Raw genomic sequence first — 19,420 nt, 5'->3', positions numbered from 1 at the left:
CGGCGCGGCGGGCCCGGCCGTGAACCCCGCTCAGACCGGTACGGAGATGCCCACGCCGCCGCGGGTCTGCCCGCCGTAGCGCTGCCGCTCGCGGTCGAGGTCGAGCCGCCCGATGCGGGTACGCGCGGCGAGCGCGGAGTCGTCGAGCAGGTCGGCCGGGACGATCCAGACGATCTCGAACTCCAGCCCGTCCGGGTCGCGGCCGTAGAGGCTCTTGGTGGTGCCGTGGTCGGACGCGCCGACCAGCGCCCCGGCCGCGGAGAGCCGCTCGGCCGTGGCGGCCAGCTCGTCGAGCGTGTCCAGCTCCCAGGCCAGGTGGTAGAGCCCGACGGTGGACCGGCCGGCCTGGGACGCCCCGGCCGCCGCACCGATCTCGAACAGGCCGAGGTCGTGGTCGTTCGTGGAGTCGGGCGCCTGGAGGAAGGCGGCGCCGCGGAAGCCCTCGGGCGTCATCGGGACCCGTCGGAAGCCCAGCACGTCGCCGTAGAAGGCGACGCTGCGCTCCAGGTCACTGACGTAGAGGACGGCGTGGTTGAGTCGGTGGATGCCCATGCCACCGACCGTACCCCGGTTTTGTTGAGCGTTCAACTATCGGCGCTATGATGGGCGTCATGACCCGGTGGCTGGACCCCGACGAGCAGCGGACCTGGCGCGCCTTCCTGACCGCCTCCCGGGCGCTGATGGAGACGCTCGACCGCGAGCTGCAACACGACGCGGGCATGCCGCACGCGTACTACGAGATCCTGGTCCGCCTCTCCGAGGCCCCCGACCGGCGGCTGCGGATGAGCGAACTGGCCGAGCTGACCGGCTCGTCCCGCAGCCGGCTCTCGCACGCCGCCGCCCGGCTGGAGACGTCCGGGTGGATCCGTCGCGAGGACTGCCCCACCGACCGGCGCGGGCAGGTCGCCGTGCTCACCGACGAGGGCTTCGCCACCCTGGCCGCCGCCGCGCCCGGCCACGTCGAGGGGGTACGCCGGCACCTGTTCGACGCGCTCAGCCCGGCTCAGGTCGACCAGCTCCGCCGCATCAGCGAGACGCTCGCCGACCACCTGACGGATTCGGGACCAAACTGATCCACTCCGGGTCTTGTACATACCGTCGCCGGACGAGCACGATGGGGCGTGTCCTCCGGCTTCGCTGACCTGACCGTCCAGGCGCACCAACTGGTGTCCGAAGGCGACCTCACCGGCGCGGAACGGCTGCTCGCCGACGCGCTCAGCGACGCCGATCCCCGCCCCGGCAACGCCTCCCCCGAGCTGGCCGAGGCGGCCGGTCTCCAGGCCCGGGTGCTGATCGCGCTCGGCGAACCGCACTCCGCCCGCGGCTGGGCCGCGTTCGCGTACGCGGCGGCCACCCGGCTGCACGGCCGCTCCGACGAGCGCACCGTCACCGCCGCCGCGACGCTGGCCGCGGTGCTGCACCGGGTCGGCAGCGACGCCCGGGCCGCCCGGCTCTACTCCGACGTCATCATCGAGCTGACCGCCCGCGACGGCCCGGAGTCTCAGCAGGTGCTCGCCGCGCACGCCGACCTGGCCACCGTGGAGTACGCCCGCGGCCAGTGCGAGGTGGCCCGCGACCGGCTGCAGGACGCCTGGGAGCTGCACCAGGAGGTCTACGGCGACGGCCATCCCAGCGGCATCAAGATGCTGGCGAAGCTCGGCGCGATGGAACGCGACTGCGGCCGGTACGCCGACTCGCACGAGCACCTGACGCTCGCCGAGGAACTGTGCCGCCTGCACCTGGACCCCGACGACCCGCTCGCCGCCCAGGTGGCCGGGCTGGCCCGCGCCGCCGCCGACCCGGACCACGTCTGCCCCGCGCCCGCCGCTCCGGCGCCCGAGCCGCCGCCCGCCCGGACCGCGCCGGTGGTGCCCGCCGCCCGGGTTCCCCCGGCCACCGAAGGGCCGCACGACCTGCCGCCGTACTCGCCGCCCGCGCTCGACGAGCCGGTCGAGACGCCGCTCTACCACCCGCCCGGCCGGGCCGCCGAGACCGCGCACGTGCCGACGCCGCGTACCGCGCCGGAGGCCGACGGCGACGCGTTCGACGACTACCCGTGGCCGCCCGACGAACCCGCCGAGCAGCCGTGGCGCCCCGGCGCCGACCCGCTGCCGCCCACTGTGGTCGGGCTCGCCGACGACGCACCCGACGGCGTACGCCGGGTGCCGCCGCCCGCGCCCGAGGCGCCGTCGCGCTACCTACCGGTGCACGTGCCCCGGCCGCCGGCCGCGGAGCGGCGCACGCTGCCCTGGCTGCCGCTCGTGGTGCTCGGCGTCGTGGTGGCGCTGCTGCTCGGCACCATCGCGGTGATCGCCGGGGTGTCCCGGGTGGACGACGGCCGCGACACCCCGCCGCCGGCCACCAGCGCGCCGCCGCCCACCTCGGCCGCTCCCGCGCCGACCACAGCGGCGGCCGCCGCCCCGGGCACGCCACCCGGGAGGTTCACGCTCACGGACCGGCGCGACAGCATCGTGTTGAGCTGGACGTACCCGGCCGGCGCGGAAGGGCCCGTGGTGGTCGCCGGGGGCCGGTCCGGGCAGCCGCAGGGCACCTTCGCCACGCTGCCCGCCGGCTCGGCCGACTACATCGCCTACGGGCTCGACCGCACCACCGACTACTGCTTCACGGTCGCGCTCGTCTGGTCCACCGACACTGTGGCGCGCACCGGGCCGGTCTGCACGAAACGCCGCTGACCGTTCAGTCCGCGTCCGGCTCGGCCAGCGCGGGCAGCCGTACCGTCGCACGCAGCCCCGGCGCGGCGGCGCCGGGCGTCGCGTCGGCCAGCTCCACCGTGCCGCCGGCCCGGCGCACCAGCTCGCGCACGATGGCCAGGCCCAGGCCCGCGCCGCCCGCGTCGCGGGCCCGCGCGTCGTCGAGCCGGGTGAACCGGGCGAACACCCGCTCCCGGTCCGCCGCCGGGATGCCCGGCCCGTCGTCGGTCACCGTGATCAGGTGGTACGCACCGTCCGGCCCGCTCACGGCCAGATCCACACCGGTGTACGCGTGCCGCAGCGCGTTGTCCACCAGGTTCACCAGCACCCGGCGCAGCTCCCCCGCGTCCCCCTCCACCCACCGGGGCGCGTCCGGCGGCGTCAGCCGTACCGGCGGCGACGGGTAGCGGGCGGCCACAGCACGCAGCAGATCCCCCAGCTCCACCGGGCCGACCGGGGACGGCCGGGCGTCCTGCTCGTCGAGGCGGGCCAGCAGCAGCAGGTCGTCCACCAGTCGGCTCAGCCGCTCGGTGTCGGCGAGCAGGTCGTCGGCGACCGCCGGCCAGTCGGTGTCGTCGCCGAGACGCCGGGCCACCTCCAGCTCGGTACGCATGTTCGTCAGCGGGCTGCGCAGCTCGTGCGCGGCGTCGGCGACGAACGCCCGCTGCCGGGCCCGGGACGCGGCCAGCCGGTCCAGCATGTCGTTGAGCGTGACCGCGAGCCGGTGGATCTCGTCCTGCCCGGCCGGTACGGGGAGCCGCTCCGCCCCGGCCCGCCCGGTGATCTCGGCCGCGCCGCTGCGCAACTGCTCGACCGGACGCAACGTCGCGCCCACCACCCGCCAGGCCACCACACCGAGCCCGGCGACCAGCAGCGGGAAACCCACGAGCAGCAGGTTGCGGACCACGTGCAGGCTGTGCCGCACGTCGGTGAGCGACTTGGCGACCAGCACCGTACGCGGCTCCTGCGCCGTGCCGGCCGGCACCGTGACCACCCGCACCGGGCCGGGCATGCCGGCGCGCCGACCGTCCACCACCAGCCGCTGCCGCTGCCCGGGACGCAGCTCGTCCGGCCCGAGCATCGGCACCAGGCGGTCCGCGTCGATCGAGGCGGCCCGGATCCGGCCCTGCGCGTCGACCACCTGCACCCGCAACTGCCCGCCGGCCACCGGCAGCGGGTCCGGCAGCGCGTCCTCGGCGGCCAGCAGCGCCACCGCGTCGGCGGTGCGCAGCGCCTCCTCGTCGACCGAGCGCTGCAGCGTCCAGCCCAGCGCGCCGAGCAGCAGCGCCCCGCCGAACGCGAAGCCGACCACGAGTCCCAGCACGCCCAGCGCGAGCAGCCGGGCCCGCAGGCCCAGCCGCGGCAGCGGGCCGCGTACCCACCGGCTCATGTGGCCAGCCGGTAGCCCGCGCCGCGCACCGTCTCCAGCCGCTCCCGGCCGATCTTGCGGCGCAGGTAGCCGACGTAGACCTCCACCGCGTTCGGTGCGGTGTCGACCGACGCGTCCCAGACGTGGTCCAGCAGCTCGGTCTTGGACACCACCTCGCCGGGGCGGCGCATCAGGTAGTCCAGCAGCGCGTACTCGCGGCTGGTCAGCACCACCTCGGCGTCGGCCCGGGTGACCCGGCGGCGGGCCGGGTCCAGGCGCAGGTCCCCCACGGTGAGCACGGTCGGCCGCCGGGGCGCGCCGCGGCGCAGCAGCGCCCGCAGCCGGGCCAGCAGCACCACGTACGAGAAGGGCTTGGTCAGGTAGTCGTCGGCGCCGCAGTCCAGGCCGTCGGCCTGGTCGTACTCGCCGTCCTTGGCCGAGAGCATCAGCACCGGCAGCCAGCGCTGCTCGGCGCGCAGCCGGCGGACCACCTCGTAGCCGGAGAGGCCCGGCAGCATCACGTCGAGGATCATCGCGTCGTACTCGCCGTGCCGGGCCGCGTCCAGCCCTTCCGGGCCGGTGGCCGCCACGTCGACCACGAACCCCTCCGCCGACAGGCCCCGGCGCAGCGCCGCCGCGAGCCGCGTCTCGTCCTCCACCACCAGCAACCGCACCGGTCCAGGGTGCCACCATGGGGTCACCCGTAGGGGATCTCCTCAGCGTGGTCACAGCGACGATCGCGCAGCATGGTGCGCAGGAGGTGCACACTATGTCCGTGATGAAGAACCGCGCCGTGCTGCGCTGGCTGGTCCCGGTGACCGCGGGGGTCGCCGTGATCGGCGGTGGCGCCGCCGTCGGCACGTTCGCCGCCGGCGCCGACCCGGCGCTGCCGCCGCGCAGCGCCGCCCAGCTCCTGGAAGACCTGCGCACGTCCCGCCTGGACGGGCTCTCCGGCACCGTCGTGCAGCGCGCCGACCTCGGCCTGCCGCCGATCGCCGCGCTCGCCGGCCGGGCCGCCGGCAACGACCTGGCCGGCCTGGTGTCCGGTACGCACACGCTGCGCGTCTGGTACGGCGGCGAGGACCGGCAGCGGATCGCGCTGGTCGACACGCTCGGCGAGCAGGACATCCTGCGCAACGGGCGGGACGTCTGGACCTGGAACAGCCGGGAGAACACCGCCACGCACCGGACGTTGCCGGCCGACGCCCCGGACCGGGCCGCCGTGCCGGCCACTCCGGCCGACGCCGCGGACCGGGCGCTGGAGGCGATCGACCCGACCACGGCGGTCACCGTCGGCCGCACGGCGACGGTGGCCGGACGCAGCGCGTACGAGCTGGTGCTCACCCCGCGCGACAAGGCGTCCCTGGTCCACCAGGTGCGGATCGCGCTCGACGCCGAGGAGCACGTGCCGCTGCGTCTGCAGGTGCTCGCCGACGGCCAGGACGAGCCGGCGTTCCAGGTGGCGTTCACCCAGGTCGACTTCCGCACGCCGGAGGCCGACCAGTTCCGGTTCAACCCGCCGCCCGGTGTGAAGGTCACCGAGGCGACCGAGGGCGAGCGGCCCGGACCGGCGGGCAAGCGGTTCGACCGGAAGGACGCCGAGAAGCCGGATGTGCGTACCGTCGGCACCGGCTGGACCACGGTGGTGGTCGCCAAGATCGGCGACGCGGCGACCGGCGGCGGCGCGAAGCCCGGCGCGGACGCGCCGGACGCGCAGATGCTGGCCGGCGTGCTCGGTGACCTGCCGAAGGTCAGCGGCGACTGGGGCAGCGGCCGGCTGCTCAGCGGCAAGCTGTTCAGCGTGCTGCTGACCGACGACGGCCGGGTGATCGCCGGTCTGGTCACGCCGGAGCGGCTCTACGAGGCGGCCAAGGGCTGAGACATGCCGTGCCCGGGGCTCGGTCGGCTGACGCCGGCCGGGCCCCGAGTCGTGTCCGGGCTTGGTCGGGTGGCGGCCGACGCGCTATCTTTCTCAGTTCAGGCACAAAAAAGGAATGGCTTCTGAATGCCATTCCTGCGGCAATTTTAGTCAATGAGGAGCCGGATTGTCAACGCACTCCGACGTGTCGGCTGACCTGCGCCAGGACGACGAGATCGGCCGGGAACAGGAATACGTCTCGATGCTGTACGACCGGCTGGACGGCATGCGGGAACAGGCCGCCCGGCGGCTCGACGAGGAGTTGCGTCACACCGGCGGCACGCAGCAGGCCCGGTCGCAGCGCGACTCGACGGTGGCGATGTACGCCGACCAGGTCGAGCAGTTCTCCGCCGTCGAGAGCGGCCTGTGCTTCGGCCGCCTCGACGGCGACGACGGCGCCGTCCGCTACATCGGCCGGATCGGGATCTTCGACTCCAGCGGCGACTACGACCCGCTGCTGATGGACTGGCGCGCCCCGGCCGCCCGCCCGTTCTACCTGGCCACCGCCGCCAACCCGCAGGGCGTACGCCGCCGTCGCCACCTGCGTACCCGCGACCGGAAGGTGACCGGGCTCAACGACGAGGTGCTGGACATCGCCGCCGCCTCCCCCACCGCGCACGAGGAGCTGACCGGCGAGGCGTCGCTGCTCGCCGCGCTCAACGCCGGGCGCACCGGCCGGATGCGCGACATCGTCGAGACCATCCAGGCCGAGCAGGACCGCATCATCCGCGCCGACCTGCCCGGCGTGATGGTGGTGCAGGGCGGCCCCGGCACCGGCAAGACGGCGGTGGCGCTGCACCGGGCCGCGTACCTGCTCTACACCCACCGCCAGCAGCTCTCCACCCGCGGCGTGCTGCTGGTCGGCCCGAACGCCACCTTCCTGCGCTACATCTCCCAGGTGCTGCCCACGCTGGCCGAGACCGGCGTGCTGCTGCGTACCCAGGCCGACCTGTTCCCCGGCGTGCACGCCCGCCGCGCCGAACCGGCCACCACCGCCGCGCTCAAGGGCCGCGCGGTGCTGGCCGACGTGCTCGCCGCGGCGGTCCGCGACCGGCAGTGGGTGCCGGACGAGCCGGTCACCATCGAGCTGCCGCAGCGGGAGGTGCTGACGCTCGACCCGGAGACCGTGCGGCAGGCCCGCGACCGGGTACGCCGCACCGGCCGCCCGCACAACCTGGCCCGCGCCCTGTTCGACGTGGAGATCGTGCACGCGCTCGCCGACCAGGTGGCCGAGCGGATCGGCGCCGACCCGCTGGGCGGGGAGAACCTGCTCTCCGAGGCCGACCGCGCCGAGATCCGCCGCGAGCTGCGCGAGGAGCCGGAGATCCGGGCCGCGCTGGACGAGCTGTGGCCGGTGCTGACCCCGCAACGCCTGCTCGCCGACCTGTACGCCTCGCCGGAACGGATCGCCACCGCCGCGCCGATGCTCACCGACGCCGAGCGGGCCGCGCTGCACCGCGAGCCCGGCGGCTGGACGCCCGCCGACGTACCGCTGCTGGACGAGGCAGCCGAACTGCTCGGCGAGGACGAACGCGCCGCCGTGGCCCGCCGGGAGCGGATCCGGGCGCTGGAGCGCGAGTACGCCGAGGGCGTGCTGGAGATCTGGCGTGGCTCCCGCTCCATCGACGTGGAGGACGAGGCCGACGGCGGTGAGATCCTCGGCGTCACCGACCTGATCGACGCCGACCGGCTCTCCGAGCGGCAGGAGGAGTACGACCGGCTCACCACCGCCCAGCGCGCCGCCGCCGACCGGACCTGGGCGTTCGGGCATGTGATCGTGGACGAGGCGCAGGAGCTCTCGCCCATGGCGTGGCGATTGCTGATGCGCCGCTGCCCGAGCCGGTCCATGACGATCGTCGGTGACGTGGCCCAGACCGGCGCGCTCGCGGGCACGCCGTCCTGGAGCGAGGCGCTGGCGCCGTACGTGGCGGACCGGTGGCGGCTGGAGGAGCTGACGGTCAGCTACCGCACCCCGGCCGAGATCATGGCGGTCGCCGCCGACGTGCTCGCCGAGATCGACCCGGCGCTGCGGCCACCCCGCTCGGTACGCGCCACCGGCGTACCGCCCTGGGACCGGGCCGTACCGGCGGACCGGCTCGTGCACGAGCTGGTCGAGGCCACCGCCCGGGAGGCCGCGTCGCTCGGCGACGGACGGCTCGGCGTGCTGGTGCCCACCGGCCGGGTGACCGAGCTGGGCGGCGCGGTGGTGGCGGCGCTGCCGGAGGCGACTGTGGGTGAGCAGCCGGAGCTGGCGAACCGGGTGGTCGTGCTGACCACCGAGCAGGCCAAGGGCCTGGAGTTCGACTCGGTGCTGGTGGTCGATCCGGCCCGGATGGTGTCCGAGTCCCCGAGGGGCAACAGCGACCTCTACGTGGCCCTCACGAGAGCCACCCAACGCCTGGGCATCCTCCGCACCCCATAACCCCCACCCACCCACCCACCTACCCTCCCGCCCCCCGCCCGCCCTCGCCCCGTCGATCATGAAGTTGGCGGCGATGTGGATCTCCAAAACCGCCGTCAACTTCATGATCGACGAGTCAAGTGCAAGATCGGCGAGTAGAGGCGAGTGGAGGCGAGCAGAGGCCAGTGGAGGGGGCGGCATGGGTGCCGCCCCCTCCGTCGTTCTGCCCCGGTCAGCCTGGGTTGGGGCGGTTGTTGGTGAAGTCGCCTACCTGGGCACCCGTGGCCGAGTTGTCGCTCGTGGAGCCGCCGGCCGGGGTGCTCATGCCACCCGTACCGGCGTCACCGGTCGTCGTGGGCGCCACCTTGCCCCGGTGCTTCTCCGGCTGGCGGGCCAGGCGGCGCACGCTGGCCGGTCCGGCCGTACCGCCGGTCGTGGTCACCGCGCCCTGACCCCGGGTCGGTCCGCCGTCGCGCAGCACAGTCGGGTCGACGGGCACGTCCGCCGGGTCGTCCGGGTCGAGTTCCTGCCGCATCCGCTCCACGTCGGTCTGCGGCACGGTGACCTCGTCCAGCGCGCCCTCGCCGTACACGCCTCCGGCGACCCGCTGCTCGGCCCGCCGGGCGGCGTCCTGCCGCATGTCGTCCTCACGCACGTCAACCACCTCGCAGCTCTTCTCGGGGTATCGGTGTTGCGTGCCCGACGGTGGGTGGCTGAAACCGGAACCAGCACCGCGAGGACCGGTACGTGCCCGGATGCCGGATTCGAGGGCGCGGCGGCCATCGGATGCCGACCGGCGGTTACCTTGCCTCCGGCGAGGGGTAGACCCAGGGTGCCCCCGCCACAGAGCGCGAACCGTGCCGTGGCCGACCCGCGGTAGCGGGGCGAGGGTATGCAGGTACGACTCATCAAATCCTGAGGAGGACCAGATGAGCACGCAGGCTGCATCCACCAGGCCGGCCAACCGGCCGATGTCCGACGTCCAGAACCGGTCGAACATGCAGGACACGTCGACCCGGCAGATGCCGTCGATGCACGACGGTCACCGGGAGAACATGCCGTCCCCGGGTACGGAGACGAAGCAGGCGTTCCTGACCACCGAGTTCTGGGTGTACGCCGCCGCTGTCGCGGTCGTGGCGATCGCCGCGTTCTGGAAGGGCACCACCGCCAACGGCCTGAACATCAACAACCCGAACCAGGCCTGGTGGTACCTGACCGCGCTGACCGGCGCGTACCTGGTCAGCCGGGGCCTGTCGAAGGCGGGCAGCGCGCGCCGCTCCGGCGAGGAGCGTCGAGGCCGGCGCTGACGCGCGCCGAGTCACGCGTACGGCGACGCCCCCGGGATCCGTCCCGGGGGCGTCGTCGCGTGTGCTCACTCCTCGCCGAAGTCCCCGAAGTCGTCGCCGCCGTCGAAGGCGCCCTCGAGCATCTCACCGGCAACCAGGCCGCCGGCGACGCCGAGCGCGGCGCCCGCGACCACGCCGCCCATGCCCGGGCCGCGCCGCCCGTGGCCGTGGTGGCCCGGGTAGCCGTGGCCGCCGTGCGGCATGCCGAAGCCCTGTGCCCGCAGGCTGCCGTAACGGCCGGTGGTCTCCCGCAGCCAGCCGTCGACGACCTGCACCCAGTCGGTACGGGCGGCGTCGGTGTGCGGGACCGAGTACCGCCCGATGACGTCGTGCCCGGCGCTGAGGAAGCCGCCGCGCTTGTCGCACTCCAGGATCACCTCGACGCCCTGCTGGCTGGTCACGAACGTCAGCTCGACCTCGGTGACCGTCTGCGCGTACTGCGGCGCGGCGAAGAACTCGATCTCCTGGTAGAAGGGCAGCGTCTGCGGCACGCCGTAGATGTGCCCCCGCTCCAGGTCAGCGTGCTTGAACCGGAAGCCGAGCGCCTGGAACGCCTCCAGGATCCGCTCGTGGACCGGCAGCGGGTGCACCGACACCTGGTCCAGGTCCGACTTGTCGACCGCGCGGGCCACCGCAAGCTCGGTACGCAGGCCCATCGTCATGCCGCGCAGGCGCTGGCCGTACACGTCGGTGATCGGGGTCTCCCACGGCACCGGCATCTGGAACGGGATGGACAGCTGCTGCTTCGGGGCCAGTTCGAAGGCGCCGCTGACCGGCATCCGGTGGAACTCCATGACGCCCGCGTAGTCGTGGTCGCCGCTTTCGATCTCGACGCGGGTGACCAGGCCGAGGCTGATGTGCTCGATCCGTGCCGGGCTGTCGCCGCCGACCAGGTTGACGTGACCGTCCAGGGCCAGTCCGGGTCGGGTGTTCGGGTTGGTGAGCACCGTGTCGACGCTCGGGCCACCCACGCCGAACGCGCTCAACATCTTCTTGAAGACCATCGGTCACTCCCGCTGAACGGCGCTCCGACATGGACCGCCGGGCGCTTCGTCAGGGCACCCTAGACGGCGGGGCTGAGAAGTGTCTGTGAGGCACGCCGGGGTCTCAGTCCGCTCGTACCACCGTCAGCTCGCCGACCTGCTCGCCGAGCTGCCGGCGGGCCTCCGGGGACAGGCCCGCGTCGGTGATCAGCACGTCGGCCTCCTCCAGCGGGGCGATGGTGGCGATGCCGATGGTCTCCCACTTGGTGTGGTCGGCGAGCACCACGAGCCGCCGGGCGGAGCCGATCAGCCGCCGGTTCACCGCCGCCTCCAGCAGGTTGGGCGTGGTGAAGCCGGTACGCGGACTCATCCCGTGCACGCCGAGGAAGAGCAGGTCGACGTTGAGCGCGGCGATGGCCGCCTCGGCGACCGGGCCGGTCAGCGCGTCGGACGGGGTACGGATGCCACCGGTCAGCACCACCGTCTGGTCGGCGCGGGGGTTCTGGTAGAGCGCGTCGGCCACCGGGATCGAGTTGGTGACCACCGTGAGCTCGCGTACCTCGGCCAGCCGGGCGGCCAGCGCGGCGGTGGTGGTGCCGGCGGAGAGCGCGACGGCCATCCCCGGCTCGACCAGGCCGGCGGCGCGCTCCACGATGGCGCGTTTCTCGGCCTGCTGGCGGACCGACTTGGCGGCGAAACCGGGCTCCTCGGTGGAGCCGGGACCGGCCAGCGTCGCGCCGCCGTGCACCTTGTCGATGAGGCCGCGGTCGGCCAGCACCTCCAGGTCGCGGCGGATCGTCATGTCGGACACCCCGAAGCGGCTGACCAGGTGACTGACCCGGACGCCGCCGCGCTGGCGGATCAACTCCAGGATGGCGCTCTGCCGTTGCTGGGCGAGCATGGGAACCTCCTCGGCGCGAACGGCAACGTACCGGTCAGGCGGTCGCGGGCACCGGCGCGGGTTCCTCGCGGACCACCGCCACCTCACCCGCCGGCACCTCCAGCTCGCCGTCGCAGCGGGCGCCGCCGAGCAACTCGACGCCGCTGACCGCCAGCCGGGCCGGCTCGGTGGTGTGGTTGACCACGAACAGCCAGCTCCGGTCCGCCGAGCGGCGGCGGACCACCTCCACCCCGGCCGGCGCGCTCACCGGCGGGCGCACGCCGGTCTCGGCGAGCAGCCGGGCCACCAGCCGGTCGGTGGCGTCGTCGTCGAGCCGGGTGCCGACGTACCAGGCGGCGCCCGCGCCGACGGCGTTGCGGGTCAGCGCCGGCACGCCGGGCAGCGGCCCGTCGGTATACGCGGCCAGCACCTCGGCGCCCTCGGCGTGCAGCCACTCGGTCCACACGTCGGCGCGGGCGCCGTCGTCGAGGCTTACCGTCTCACCGTCGCGCAGCGGGAAGAACTCCTCGACGCGTACGCCGAGCAGGTCGCGGAACGCGCCGGGGTAGCCGCCGAGCCGGATGTGGTCGTGCTCGTCGACGATGCCGCTGAAGTAGGTGACCACGGCCGTGCCGCCGGCCTCCACGAACCGGCGCAGCGCGTCGGCGTCGGCGTCGCGGACGAGATAGAGCGTGGGCGCGAGGACGAGCCGGTAGCGGGACAGGTCGGCCGACGGGTGCACCACGTCGGCGGTGATCCCGGCTCGCCACAGCGCGGCGTGCAGCGCGGACAGCCGGTCGGTGTACGTGACGTCGACGCTCGGGTGGGAGTCGAGTTCGGCGCCCCACCACGCCTCGTAGTCGAACAGGATCGCCACGTCGGCGTCGACGCGGCTGCCGCGTACCTCCGCGAGCGCGCGCAGGTCGGCGCCGAGCCGGCAGACCTCGCGGAACACCTTGGTGTCCGGCCCGGCGTGCGGCACCAGCGCGGAGTGGAACTTCTCCGCGCCGGCCCGGGAGGCCCGCCACTGGAAGAACAGCACCCCGTCGGCGCCGCGCGCGACGTGGGCGAGGCTGTTGCGGCGCATCTGGCCGGGCGTCTTGGCCACGTTGCGGGGCTGCCAGTTGACCGCGCTGGTGGAGTGCTCCATCAGCAGCCACGGCGCACCACCGGCGACGCCCCGGGTGTGGTCGGCCGCGAGGGCGAGGTTGACCTGCGGCTGCGGGTCGGCGGCGGTGAGGTAGTGGTCGTTGGCGACCACGTCCACGTCGGAGGCCCACGAGTGGTAGTCCAGGTACTTGATGCCGGTGCCGATCATGAAGTTCGTGGTGACCGGCTGCGGGACGAGCCGGTTCAGCAGCTCCCGCTCGGCGCGGAGCTGGGCGCGCTGCTCGTCGGAGGAGAACCGCAGGAAGTCCAGCTGCTGGGTCGGGTTGGCGAACGTCGGGGCGGTACGCGGCGGGTTGATCTCCGCCCAGTCGTGGTAGCGCTGGCTCCAGAACGCGGTGCCCCAGGCCGCGTTGAGCGAGTCCAGGTCGCCGTAGCGCTCGCGCAGCCAGCGGCGGAACGCCTCGGCGCTGACGTCGCAGTAGCAGTGCACGTTGTGGCAGCCGAGTTCGTTGGAGACGTGCCAGAGCACCACAGCGGCGTGGCGCGCGTACCGGCGGGCGACGGCCTCGACCAGGGCGAGCGAGTGGTCCCGGAACACCGGCGAGCTGGGGCAGTACGCCTGCCGGCCGCCGGGCCAGAGCACCGTGCCGTCGGCCCGGCGGGGCAGCGTCTCCGGGTGCCGGTGCGCCAGCCATGGTGGCGGGCTGGCCGTGGCGGTGGCCAGGTCGACGCTGATGCCGCCGTCGTGCAGCAGGTCGATCGCCCGGTCCAGCCAGTCGAAGACGTACCGCCCGGGGGTGGGCTCCAGCAGGGCCCAGGAGAAGATGCCGACCGAGACCAGGTTGACCCCGGCCCGTCGCATGAGTTCGACGTCCTCGGCCCACGTCTGCTCGGGCCACTGCTCCGGGTTGTAGTCCGCGCCGTACCAGATGCCCTCGCCGTGCCAGTTCCGCATGACAGCAGAGGTTGCCCCCGAACAGCACCCAAGTCAACACTTTCCAACATCGACTGACGTTCCAACGTTTACCGGCTCTTTGCCCTGCCTCACCGCCACAGGCGTCGCCTTTTTGCCCTCTTGACAGCGCCGCGCCAAGGGGTAGCTTCAAGCGCCACCGGCTGTTTCTGTTCGGACGTGTGGATTCTCGGTGGATCTGCCACGGCCGACACGAACACCGCTCCCCGCCACCGATCACGGTCCATGAGCGCAGCGCACCTCTTCCACGCAGGAGGCACCATGTCCCGTCCCCGCTCGCAAGCCGAATACCTCGCCCGGCTCGTACCCCCGTCCGTCGCCGGCCTGAACCGGCGCTCGCTGCTCGCCGGCGCGTCCGGCGCGGGGGCGCTGCTCGGCACCGGTCTGCTCGCCGGCTGCGGCGACTCCGACTCCGGATCCGGCGGCGACGCCAAGAACGTCTCGCTCGGCTCGAACCAGTCGGACCCGAAGCCCAAGGACGTCGTCGCGAAGGTGATGGACGGCTTCAAGACGTCCTCCGGCGTGACGGTCGACATCAACACGGTCGACCACAACACGTTCCAGGAGAACATCAACAACTACCTGCAGGGCAAGCCGGACGACGTGTTCACCTGGTTCGCCGGCTACCGGATGCGGTTCTTCGCCGCCAAGGGCCTGGCCGGCGACCTCAGCGACGTGTGGGGCAAGCTCGACGGCTACTCCGACGCGTTCAAGAAGGCGTCCACCGGCGACGACGGCAAGCAGTACTTCGTGCCCGCGTCGTACTACCCGTGGGCGGTCTTCTACCGCAAGTCGGTGTGGCAGCAGCGCGGCTACGAGGTGCCCAAGACGCTCGACGACCTGAACACGCTCGGCGCGCAGATGAAGAAGGACGGGCTGAACCCGATCGCGTTCGCCGACAAGGACGGCTGGCCGGCGATGGGCACGTTCGACATCCTCAACCTGCGGATCAACGGCTACCAGTTCCACATCGACCTGATGGCCGGCAAGGAGGCGTGGACCTCCGACAAGGTGAAGAAGGTCTTCGACACCTGGGCCGGGCTGCTCCCCCTGCACCAGCCGGACTCGCTCGGCCGCACCTGGCAGGAGGCCGCCCAGTCGTTGCAGCAGAAGAAGAGCGGCATGTACCTGCTCGGCCTGTTCGTCGGCCAGCAGTTCAGCGGCGCGGACCTGGAGGACCTGGACTTCTTCACGTTCCCCGAGGTCGACTCCACGATCGGCGCGAAGGCGCTGGACGCCCCGATCGACGGCTACATGATGGCCCGCAAGCCGAAGTCCAAGGACGCGGCGCAGAAGCTGCTGACGTACCTGGGCTCGAAGGAGGCGGCGGACATCACCGTCAAGAACGACCCGAGCACGCTCGTCGCCAACAGCGGCGCGGACACCGGCGCCTACACCGCGCTGCAGAAGAAGGCCGCCGAGCTGGTCGGCTCCGCCACCGAGATCGCCCAGTTCCTCGACCGGGACACCCGGCCGGACTTCGCCTCCACCGTGATGATCCCGGCGTTGCAGCAGTTCATCAAGGATCCGAAGGACATCAGCGGGCTGCTCACGAGCGTCGAGAACCAGAAGAAGTCGATCTTCACCAGCTGACGGCGGAAGGGGGAAGGACATCATGTCCGACCTGCCCCTGATCCAAGCGGATCGCGCCGTGCCGCCGCCGGCCGCGACCACCACGAACGGTGGTCGCGGCCGCCGGCTACGGCTCCTGTCCCGCACCGACCGCGTGGTGGTCACGCTGATGGTGCTGGTACCCCTGTTGCTCGTCACCGGGCTGGTCTGGCTGCCCGCGGTGGCGACGGTGCTGCTGTCCGGCACGAACTGGGACGGCATCGGCCCGATCAGCGAGATCGAGTGGGTCGGGGCCAAGAACTACGACGACGTGGTGAACATCTACCCGCCGTTCGTCCCCGCCGTGCAGAACAACCTGCTCTGGCTGGCCGCGCTGTTCGTGGTGGCCACCCCGATCGGCATGTTCCTCGCCGTGCTGCTCGACAAGGAACTGCGCGGCAGCCGGTTCTACCAGACCGCGCTCTACCTGCCGGTGGTGCTGTCGCTGGCGCTCATCGGCTTCATCTGGCAGCTCATCTACAGCCGCGACCAGGGCCTGCTCAACGGCGTGTTCGGCGGCGAGACCGACTGGTACGGCGACCCGAACGTCAACATCTGGGCCGTGCTGGTGGCGGCCGGCTGGCGGCACGTCGGCTACATCATGCTGCTCTACCTGGCCGGCCTCAAGGGCGTCGACCCGTCGCTGCGGGAAGCCGCAGCTGTGGACGGATCGTCGGAGACCAGCACGTTCTTCCGGGTCGTCTTCCCGGTGATGCGCCCGATCAACATCATCGTGCTGGTGGTGACGGTGATCGAGTCGCTGCGCGCGTTCGACCTGGTCTGGGTCATCAACAAGGGCCGCAACGGGCTGGAGCTGATCTCCGCGCTGGTCACCCAGAACGTGGTGGGCGAGGCCAGCCGGATCGGGTTCGGCTCCGCGCTGGCGACGATCATGCTGGCCGTGTCGCTGGTCTTCATCACCATCTACCTCTGGACCGTGATGCGGGAGGACAAGCGATGACCGCCGTCTCCGCCGGCCGCCGCCGACCCGTGCGGCCCGCCCGGGTCGTCCTGCACCTCTTCCTGGGTACGGTCGCAGTGGGCTGGCTGTTCCCCATCCTCTGGGCGGTGCTCACCTCGTTCCGCTCCTACGAGTACACGGCCGCCAACGGCTACGTGTCGCTCGGCGGCTGGACGATCGACAACTACGTCACCGCCTGGCGTACCGCCGAGTTCGGCAAGCACTTCCTCAACTCGGCCTACATCACCGTCCCGGCGGTGCTGCTGACGCTGTTCCTCGCCTCCTGCGTGGCGTTCGTGATCGCCCGGTTCAGCTGGAAGCTCAACATCGCGCTGCTCGGCCTGTTCACCGCCGCGAACCTGCTGCCGCAGCAGGCGCTGCTCATCCCGCTGTTCCGGATGTTCACCGAGATCCCGCTGCCGGCCTGGATGAGCGACTCGGAGCTGCTCTACGACAGCTACTGGGGGCTGATCCTGGTCAACGTCGCGTTCCAGTGCGGCTTCTGCGTGTTCGTACTCAGCAACTACATGAAGGCGCTGCCGCACGAGCTGTACGAGGCCGCGATGGTGGACGGGGCGAGCGTGTGGCGGCAGTACTGGCAGGTGACGCTGCCGCTGTGCCGGCCCGCGCTGGCCGCGCTGGCCACGCTGGAGGTGACCTGGATCTACAACGAGTTCTTCTGGGCCACTGTGCTCATGCGGACCGGTGACAAGTTCCCCGTCACCAGTTCGCTGAACAACCTGCGCGGCGAGTTCTTCACCGACAACAACCTGGTCTCGGCCGGTTCGGTGCTGGTCGCGATCCCCACCCTGGTGATCTTCTTCCTGCTCCAGAAGCAGTTCGTCCGGGGTCTGACGCTGGGAGCCTCCAAGGGATGACGATCGTCCACCTGCGCCGCGCGCGGACCAGCCTGGTGCTCGACGCACGCGGCCCGGGACTGCCCCGGGTCGTGCACTGGGGCGCCGACCTCGGGCCACTGCCCGCCGGGGATCTGCCCGCGCTCGTCGACGCCACCGTGCCACCGGTGGTGCCGAGCAGCTTCGACGCGCCGACGGTGCTGTCGCTGCTGCCCGAGGCGAGCGCCGGGTGGAGCGGGCGGCCCGGTCTCGCCGGTCACCGCGACGGCCGGGACTGGTCCACCGCGTTCCGCCTGGTCGACCTCGACGTGCGCGACGCGGCGTCCCCGCACGGCGGTGCGGCGGGCAAGCCCGCTCCGGGCGGCGTGGCCGAAGGCGGGGAGGCGGTGCGCGTACCCGATGAGGAGCGGAACCGCGACGGGGCCGGCGCCGCGCGGGTGACGATGCGGGCGGCGGACCCGGGCGCGGGGTTGAGCCTGACCGTCGAGATCACGCTGGACGCGGCGGGGGTGCTCACGCTGCGGCACCGGCTGCGCAACGACGGCGACGGCCGGTACGAGGTGCGGGAGCTGACGCCGGTGCTGCCGGTGCCGGCGGTCGCCACCGAGCTGCTCGACCTGACCGGCCGGTGGTGCCGGGAGCGCGCGCCGCAGCGGCATCCGTGGCCGATGGGCGCGTGGGTACGCGAGGGGCGGCACGGCCGCACCGGCCACGACGCCACGTTGCTGCTGGTCGCGGGCACTGCCGGGTTCGGTTTCCGGCACGGCGAGGTGTGGGCGGTGCACACCGCGTGGAGCGGCGACCACGTCACGGCCGCCGAACGCCGCCCGACCGGCGAGGCCACGCTCGGCGGCGGTGAGCTGCTCGCACCGGGTGAGATCGTGCTGGGGCCGGGCGAGGAGTACGCGACTCCCCTGCTGTACGCGGCGCACTCGGCCGACGGGCTGGACGGGCTCAGCGACGCCCTGCACACGCACCTGCGGGGCCGCCCGTCGCACCCGGGCACACCGCGGCCGGTGACGCTGAACGTGTGGGAGGCGGTCTACTTCGACCACGATTTGGACCGGCTGCGGGCGCTCGCCGACGCGGCCGCCGAGGTCGGCGTGGAACGCTTCGTGCTCGACGACGGCTGGTTCCGCGGCCGGCGGCACGACCAGGCCGGGCTCGGCGACTGGTGGGTCGACGGCGAGGTCTGGCCGGACGGGTTGCAGCCGCTGATCGACCACGTACGCGGGCACGGCATGCAGTTCGGGCTGTGGGTGGAACCGGAGATGGTCAACCCCGACTCCGACCTGTTCCGCGCGCACCCCGACTGGGTGCTCCACGCGCCGGGCCGGCTGCCGCCGCCGTGGCGGCACCAGCAGGTGCTCGACCTGGCCCACCCGGACGCGTACGCGTACCTGCTCGAACGGCTCGACGCGGTGCTGAGCGAGCACGACGGGATCGCGTACCTGAAGTGGGACCACAACCGCGACCTGACCGAGGCCGGGCACGCCGGGAGGCCCGGGGTGCACGCGCAGACGCTCGCCGTCTACCGGCTGCTGGACGAGCTGCGCGCCCGGCACCCGCACGTCGAGATCGAGAGCTGCTCCTCCGGCGGCGCGCGGGTCGACCTGGAGATTCTGCGCCGCACCGACCGGGTCTGGGCCAGCGACTGCAACGACGCGCTGGAACGGCTGTCCATCCAGCGCTGGACCGGCCTGCTGCTGCCGCCCGAGCTGATCGGCACGCACATCGGGCCGGAGCGCTCGCACACCACGCGCCGCGTGCACGACCTCGGGTTCCGCGCGGTCACCGCGCTGTTCGGCCACCACGGCATCGAGTGGGACATCACCGCTATCGACGCCACCGAGCGGGCGGAACTCACCGCCTGGGTGGCGCTGCACAAGCGGCTGCGCCCGCTGCTGCACGCCGGCCGGGTGGTCCGGGTCGACCACCCGGACCCGGCCGTGCAGGCCCACGGCGTCGTCGCCCGCGACCGCTCGCACGCGGTGTACGCGGTCAGCCGGCTGACCACCTCGGCGGCACAGGTGCCCGGTCCGGTCCGGCTGCCGGGGCTGGACGCGGCGCGGCGCTACCTCGTGCGCCCGCCGGCCGGGGTGCCGGAGCCCGCACTGCTGGAGCTGTCCCCGCCGGGCTGGCTGGCCTGGCCCGGCGACGGCATCACGGTGAGCGGTTCGGTGCTGGGCTCGGTCGGCCTGCAACTACCCGCCCTGCACCCCGAGCAGGCGCTCCTGCTGGAGGTGACCACCACCTGACCGCCCCGGTGATCAAGGAGTTTGCGTCGCCGTCGAGGTCCG

General features: G+C 72.9%; 16 protein-coding genes. 9 read left to right on the top strand and 7 right to left on the bottom strand.

Annotation, left to right across the window (positions count from 1 at the left end; genetic code table 11):
- Positions 1 to 30: 30 nt before the first annotated feature.
- Positions 31 to 552, bottom strand: coding sequence for a VOC family protein (locus GA0070562_RS28485; protein WP_091427745.1), 522 nt, complete (start codon positions 550 to 552; stop codon positions 31 to 33).
- A gap of 50 nt (positions 553 to 602) precedes the next feature.
- On the opposite strand from GA0070562_RS28485, the gene GA0070562_RS28480 reads away from it, so the two are divergent.
- Positions 603 to 1,073: a MarR family winged helix-turn-helix transcriptional regulator gene (locus tag GA0070562_RS28480; protein WP_091427743.1), complete on the top strand. Its 471-nt coding sequence runs from the start codon at positions 603 to 605 to the stop codon at positions 1,071 to 1,073.
- Between the two features lie 48 nt (positions 1,074 to 1,121).
- Positions 1,122 to 2,693: a tetratricopeptide repeat protein gene (locus GA0070562_RS28475; RefSeq protein WP_091427740.1), complete on the top strand. Its 1,572-nt coding sequence runs from the start codon at positions 1,122 to 1,124 to the stop codon at positions 2,691 to 2,693.
- A 4-nt stretch (positions 2,694 to 2,697) separates the two neighbouring features.
- On the opposite strand, the gene GA0070562_RS28470 is transcribed toward GA0070562_RS28475, so the two are convergent.
- Together GA0070562_RS28470 and GA0070562_RS28465 are read right to left on the bottom strand one after the other, a co-directional pair.
- Positions 2,698 to 4,101, bottom strand: coding sequence for a sensor histidine kinase (locus GA0070562_RS28470; RefSeq protein WP_091427738.1), 1,404 nt, complete (start codon positions 4,099 to 4,101; stop codon positions 2,698 to 2,700).
- The gene (locus GA0070562_RS28465; protein ID WP_091427735.1) at positions 4,098 to 4,754 is read right to left on the bottom strand and encodes a response regulator transcription factor; all 657 of its coding nucleotides are present in this window, start codon (positions 4,752 to 4,754) and stop codon (positions 4,098 to 4,100) included. The genes GA0070562_RS28470 and GA0070562_RS28465 overlap by 4 nt, the downstream gene beginning before the upstream one ends.
- Before the next feature lie 95 nt (positions 4,755 to 4,849).
- On the opposite strand from GA0070562_RS28465, the gene GA0070562_RS28460 reads away from it, so the two are divergent.
- Positions 4,850 to 5,959: a LolA family protein gene (locus GA0070562_RS28460; RefSeq protein ID WP_091427733.1), complete on the top strand. Its 1,110-nt coding sequence runs from the start codon at positions 4,850 to 4,852 to the stop codon at positions 5,957 to 5,959.
- Between the two features lie 241 nt (positions 5,960 to 6,200).
- Entirely contained in the window at positions 6,201 to 8,420 is a 2,220-nt protein-coding gene (locus GA0070562_RS28455) for a HelD family protein (protein ID WP_254663899.1), read from the top strand.
- A 211-nt stretch (positions 8,421 to 8,631) separates the two neighbouring features.
- Here GA0070562_RS28455 and GA0070562_RS28450 read toward each other — a convergent pair whose 3' ends face one another.
- Positions 8,632 to 9,054, bottom strand: a complete 423-nt coding sequence (locus GA0070562_RS28450; RefSeq protein ID WP_175438907.1) for a hypothetical protein — start codon at positions 9,052 to 9,054, stop codon at positions 8,632 to 8,634.
- Between the two features lie 274 nt (positions 9,055 to 9,328).
- Here GA0070562_RS28450 and GA0070562_RS28445 point away from each other — a divergent pair, with 274 nt between their 5' ends.
- Complete coding sequence (locus tag GA0070562_RS28445; protein WP_091427728.1) at positions 9,329 to 9,706, top strand: hypothetical protein; 378 nt, start codon at positions 9,329 to 9,331, stop codon at positions 9,704 to 9,706.
- 65 nt (positions 9,707 to 9,771) lie between these two features.
- Here GA0070562_RS28445 and GA0070562_RS28440 read toward each other — a convergent pair whose 3' ends face one another.
- The 3 genes from GA0070562_RS28440 to GA0070562_RS28430 form a co-directional block, all read right to left on the bottom strand.
- Positions 9,772 to 10,749, bottom strand: a complete 978-nt coding sequence (locus GA0070562_RS28440; protein ID WP_091427726.1) for a sporulation protein — start codon at positions 10,747 to 10,749, stop codon at positions 9,772 to 9,774.
- A gap of 103 nt (positions 10,750 to 10,852) precedes the next feature.
- Complete coding sequence (locus GA0070562_RS28435; RefSeq protein ID WP_091427724.1) at positions 10,853 to 11,629, bottom strand: DeoR/GlpR family DNA-binding transcription regulator; 777 nt, start codon at positions 11,627 to 11,629, stop codon at positions 10,853 to 10,855.
- Positions 11,630 to 11,663: 34 nt separating this feature from the next.
- On the bottom strand, positions 11,664 to 13,673 hold the full coding sequence (locus GA0070562_RS28430) for a beta-galactosidase (RefSeq protein WP_091427722.1): 2,010 nt from the start codon (positions 13,671 to 13,673) through the stop codon (positions 11,664 to 11,666).
- 279 nt (positions 13,674 to 13,952) lie between these two features.
- Here GA0070562_RS28430 and GA0070562_RS28425 point away from each other — a divergent pair, with 279 nt between their 5' ends.
- The 4 genes from GA0070562_RS28425 to GA0070562_RS28410 are packed head-to-tail and all read left to right on the top strand — an operon-like array spanning position 13,953 to position 19,378.
- Positions 13,953 to 15,284 (top strand): ABC transporter substrate-binding protein, encoded by a 1,332-nt coding sequence (locus GA0070562_RS28425; RefSeq protein ID WP_091427720.1) that lies wholly within the window; start codon positions 13,953 to 13,955, stop codon positions 15,282 to 15,284.
- Positions 15,285 to 15,306: 22 nt separating this feature from the next.
- Positions 15,307 to 16,263 (top strand): carbohydrate ABC transporter permease, encoded by a 957-nt coding sequence (locus GA0070562_RS28420; protein ID WP_091427718.1) that lies wholly within the window; start codon positions 15,307 to 15,309, stop codon positions 16,261 to 16,263.
- On the top strand, positions 16,260 to 17,141 hold the full coding sequence (locus tag GA0070562_RS28415; RefSeq protein ID WP_091427717.1) for a carbohydrate ABC transporter permease: 882 nt from the start codon (positions 16,260 to 16,262) through the stop codon (positions 17,139 to 17,141). Before GA0070562_RS28420 ends, GA0070562_RS28415 begins: the two co-directional genes overlap by 4 nt.
- Complete coding sequence (locus GA0070562_RS28410) at positions 17,138 to 19,378, top strand: alpha-galactosidase (RefSeq protein ID WP_091427715.1); 2,241 nt, start codon at positions 17,138 to 17,140, stop codon at positions 19,376 to 19,378. The genes GA0070562_RS28415 and GA0070562_RS28410 overlap by 4 nt, the downstream gene beginning before the upstream one ends.
- Positions 19,379 to 19,420 lie beyond the last annotated feature (42 nt).

Source organism: Micromonospora tulbaghiae (genome assembly GCF_900091605.1).
GTDB classification, from domain to species: Bacteria; Actinomycetota; Actinomycetes; order Mycobacteriales; family Micromonosporaceae; genus Micromonospora; species Micromonospora tulbaghiae.
Note: the sequence above shows the minus strand (reverse complement) of the source record. Positions and strands in the feature narration are given on the sequence as shown.

What these genes read in the sequence shown, in the direction of transcription:
- GA0070562_RS28440 (WP_091427726.1), bottom strand. Translation starts at nt 10,749, where the DNA reads ATGGTCTTCAAGAAGATGTTGAGCGCGTTCGGCGTGGGTGGCCCGAGC.
- GA0070562_RS28485 (WP_091427745.1), bottom strand. Translation starts at nt 552, where the DNA reads ATGGGCATCCACCGACTCAACCACGCCGTCCTCTACGTCAGTGACCTG.
- GA0070562_RS28455 (WP_254663899.1), top strand. Translation starts at nt 6,201, where the DNA reads ATGCTGTACGACCGGCTGGACGGCATGCGGGAACAGGCCGCCCGGCGG.
- GA0070562_RS28420 (WP_091427718.1), top strand. Translation starts at nt 15,307, where the DNA reads ATGTCCGACCTGCCCCTGATCCAAGCGGATCGCGCCGTGCCGCCGCCG.
- GA0070562_RS28480 (WP_091427743.1), top strand. Translation starts at nt 603, where the DNA reads ATGGGCGTCATGACCCGGTGGCTGGACCCCGACGAGCAGCGGACCTGG.
- GA0070562_RS28415 (WP_091427717.1), top strand. Translation starts at nt 16,260, where the DNA reads ATGACCGCCGTCTCCGCCGGCCGCCGCCGACCCGTGCGGCCCGCCCGG.
- GA0070562_RS28445 (WP_091427728.1), top strand. Translation starts at nt 9,329, where the DNA reads ATGAGCACGCAGGCTGCATCCACCAGGCCGGCCAACCGGCCGATGTCC.
- GA0070562_RS28425 (WP_091427720.1), top strand. Translation starts at nt 13,953, where the DNA reads ATGTCCCGTCCCCGCTCGCAAGCCGAATACCTCGCCCGGCTCGTACCC.
- GA0070562_RS28410 (WP_091427715.1), top strand. Translation starts at nt 17,138, where the DNA reads ATGACGATCGTCCACCTGCGCCGCGCGCGGACCAGCCTGGTGCTCGAC.
- GA0070562_RS28460 (WP_091427733.1), top strand. Translation starts at nt 4,850, where the DNA reads ATGTCCGTGATGAAGAACCGCGCCGTGCTGCGCTGGCTGGTCCCGGTG.
- GA0070562_RS28435 (WP_091427724.1), bottom strand. Translation starts at nt 11,629, where the DNA reads ATGCTCGCCCAGCAACGGCAGAGCGCCATCCTGGAGTTGATCCGCCAG.
- GA0070562_RS28470 (WP_091427738.1), bottom strand. Translation starts at nt 4,101, where the DNA reads ATGAGCCGGTGGGTACGCGGCCCGCTGCCGCGGCTGGGCCTGCGGGCC.
- GA0070562_RS28430 (WP_091427722.1), bottom strand. Translation starts at nt 13,673, where the DNA reads ATGCGGAACTGGCACGGCGAGGGCATCTGGTACGGCGCGGACTACAAC.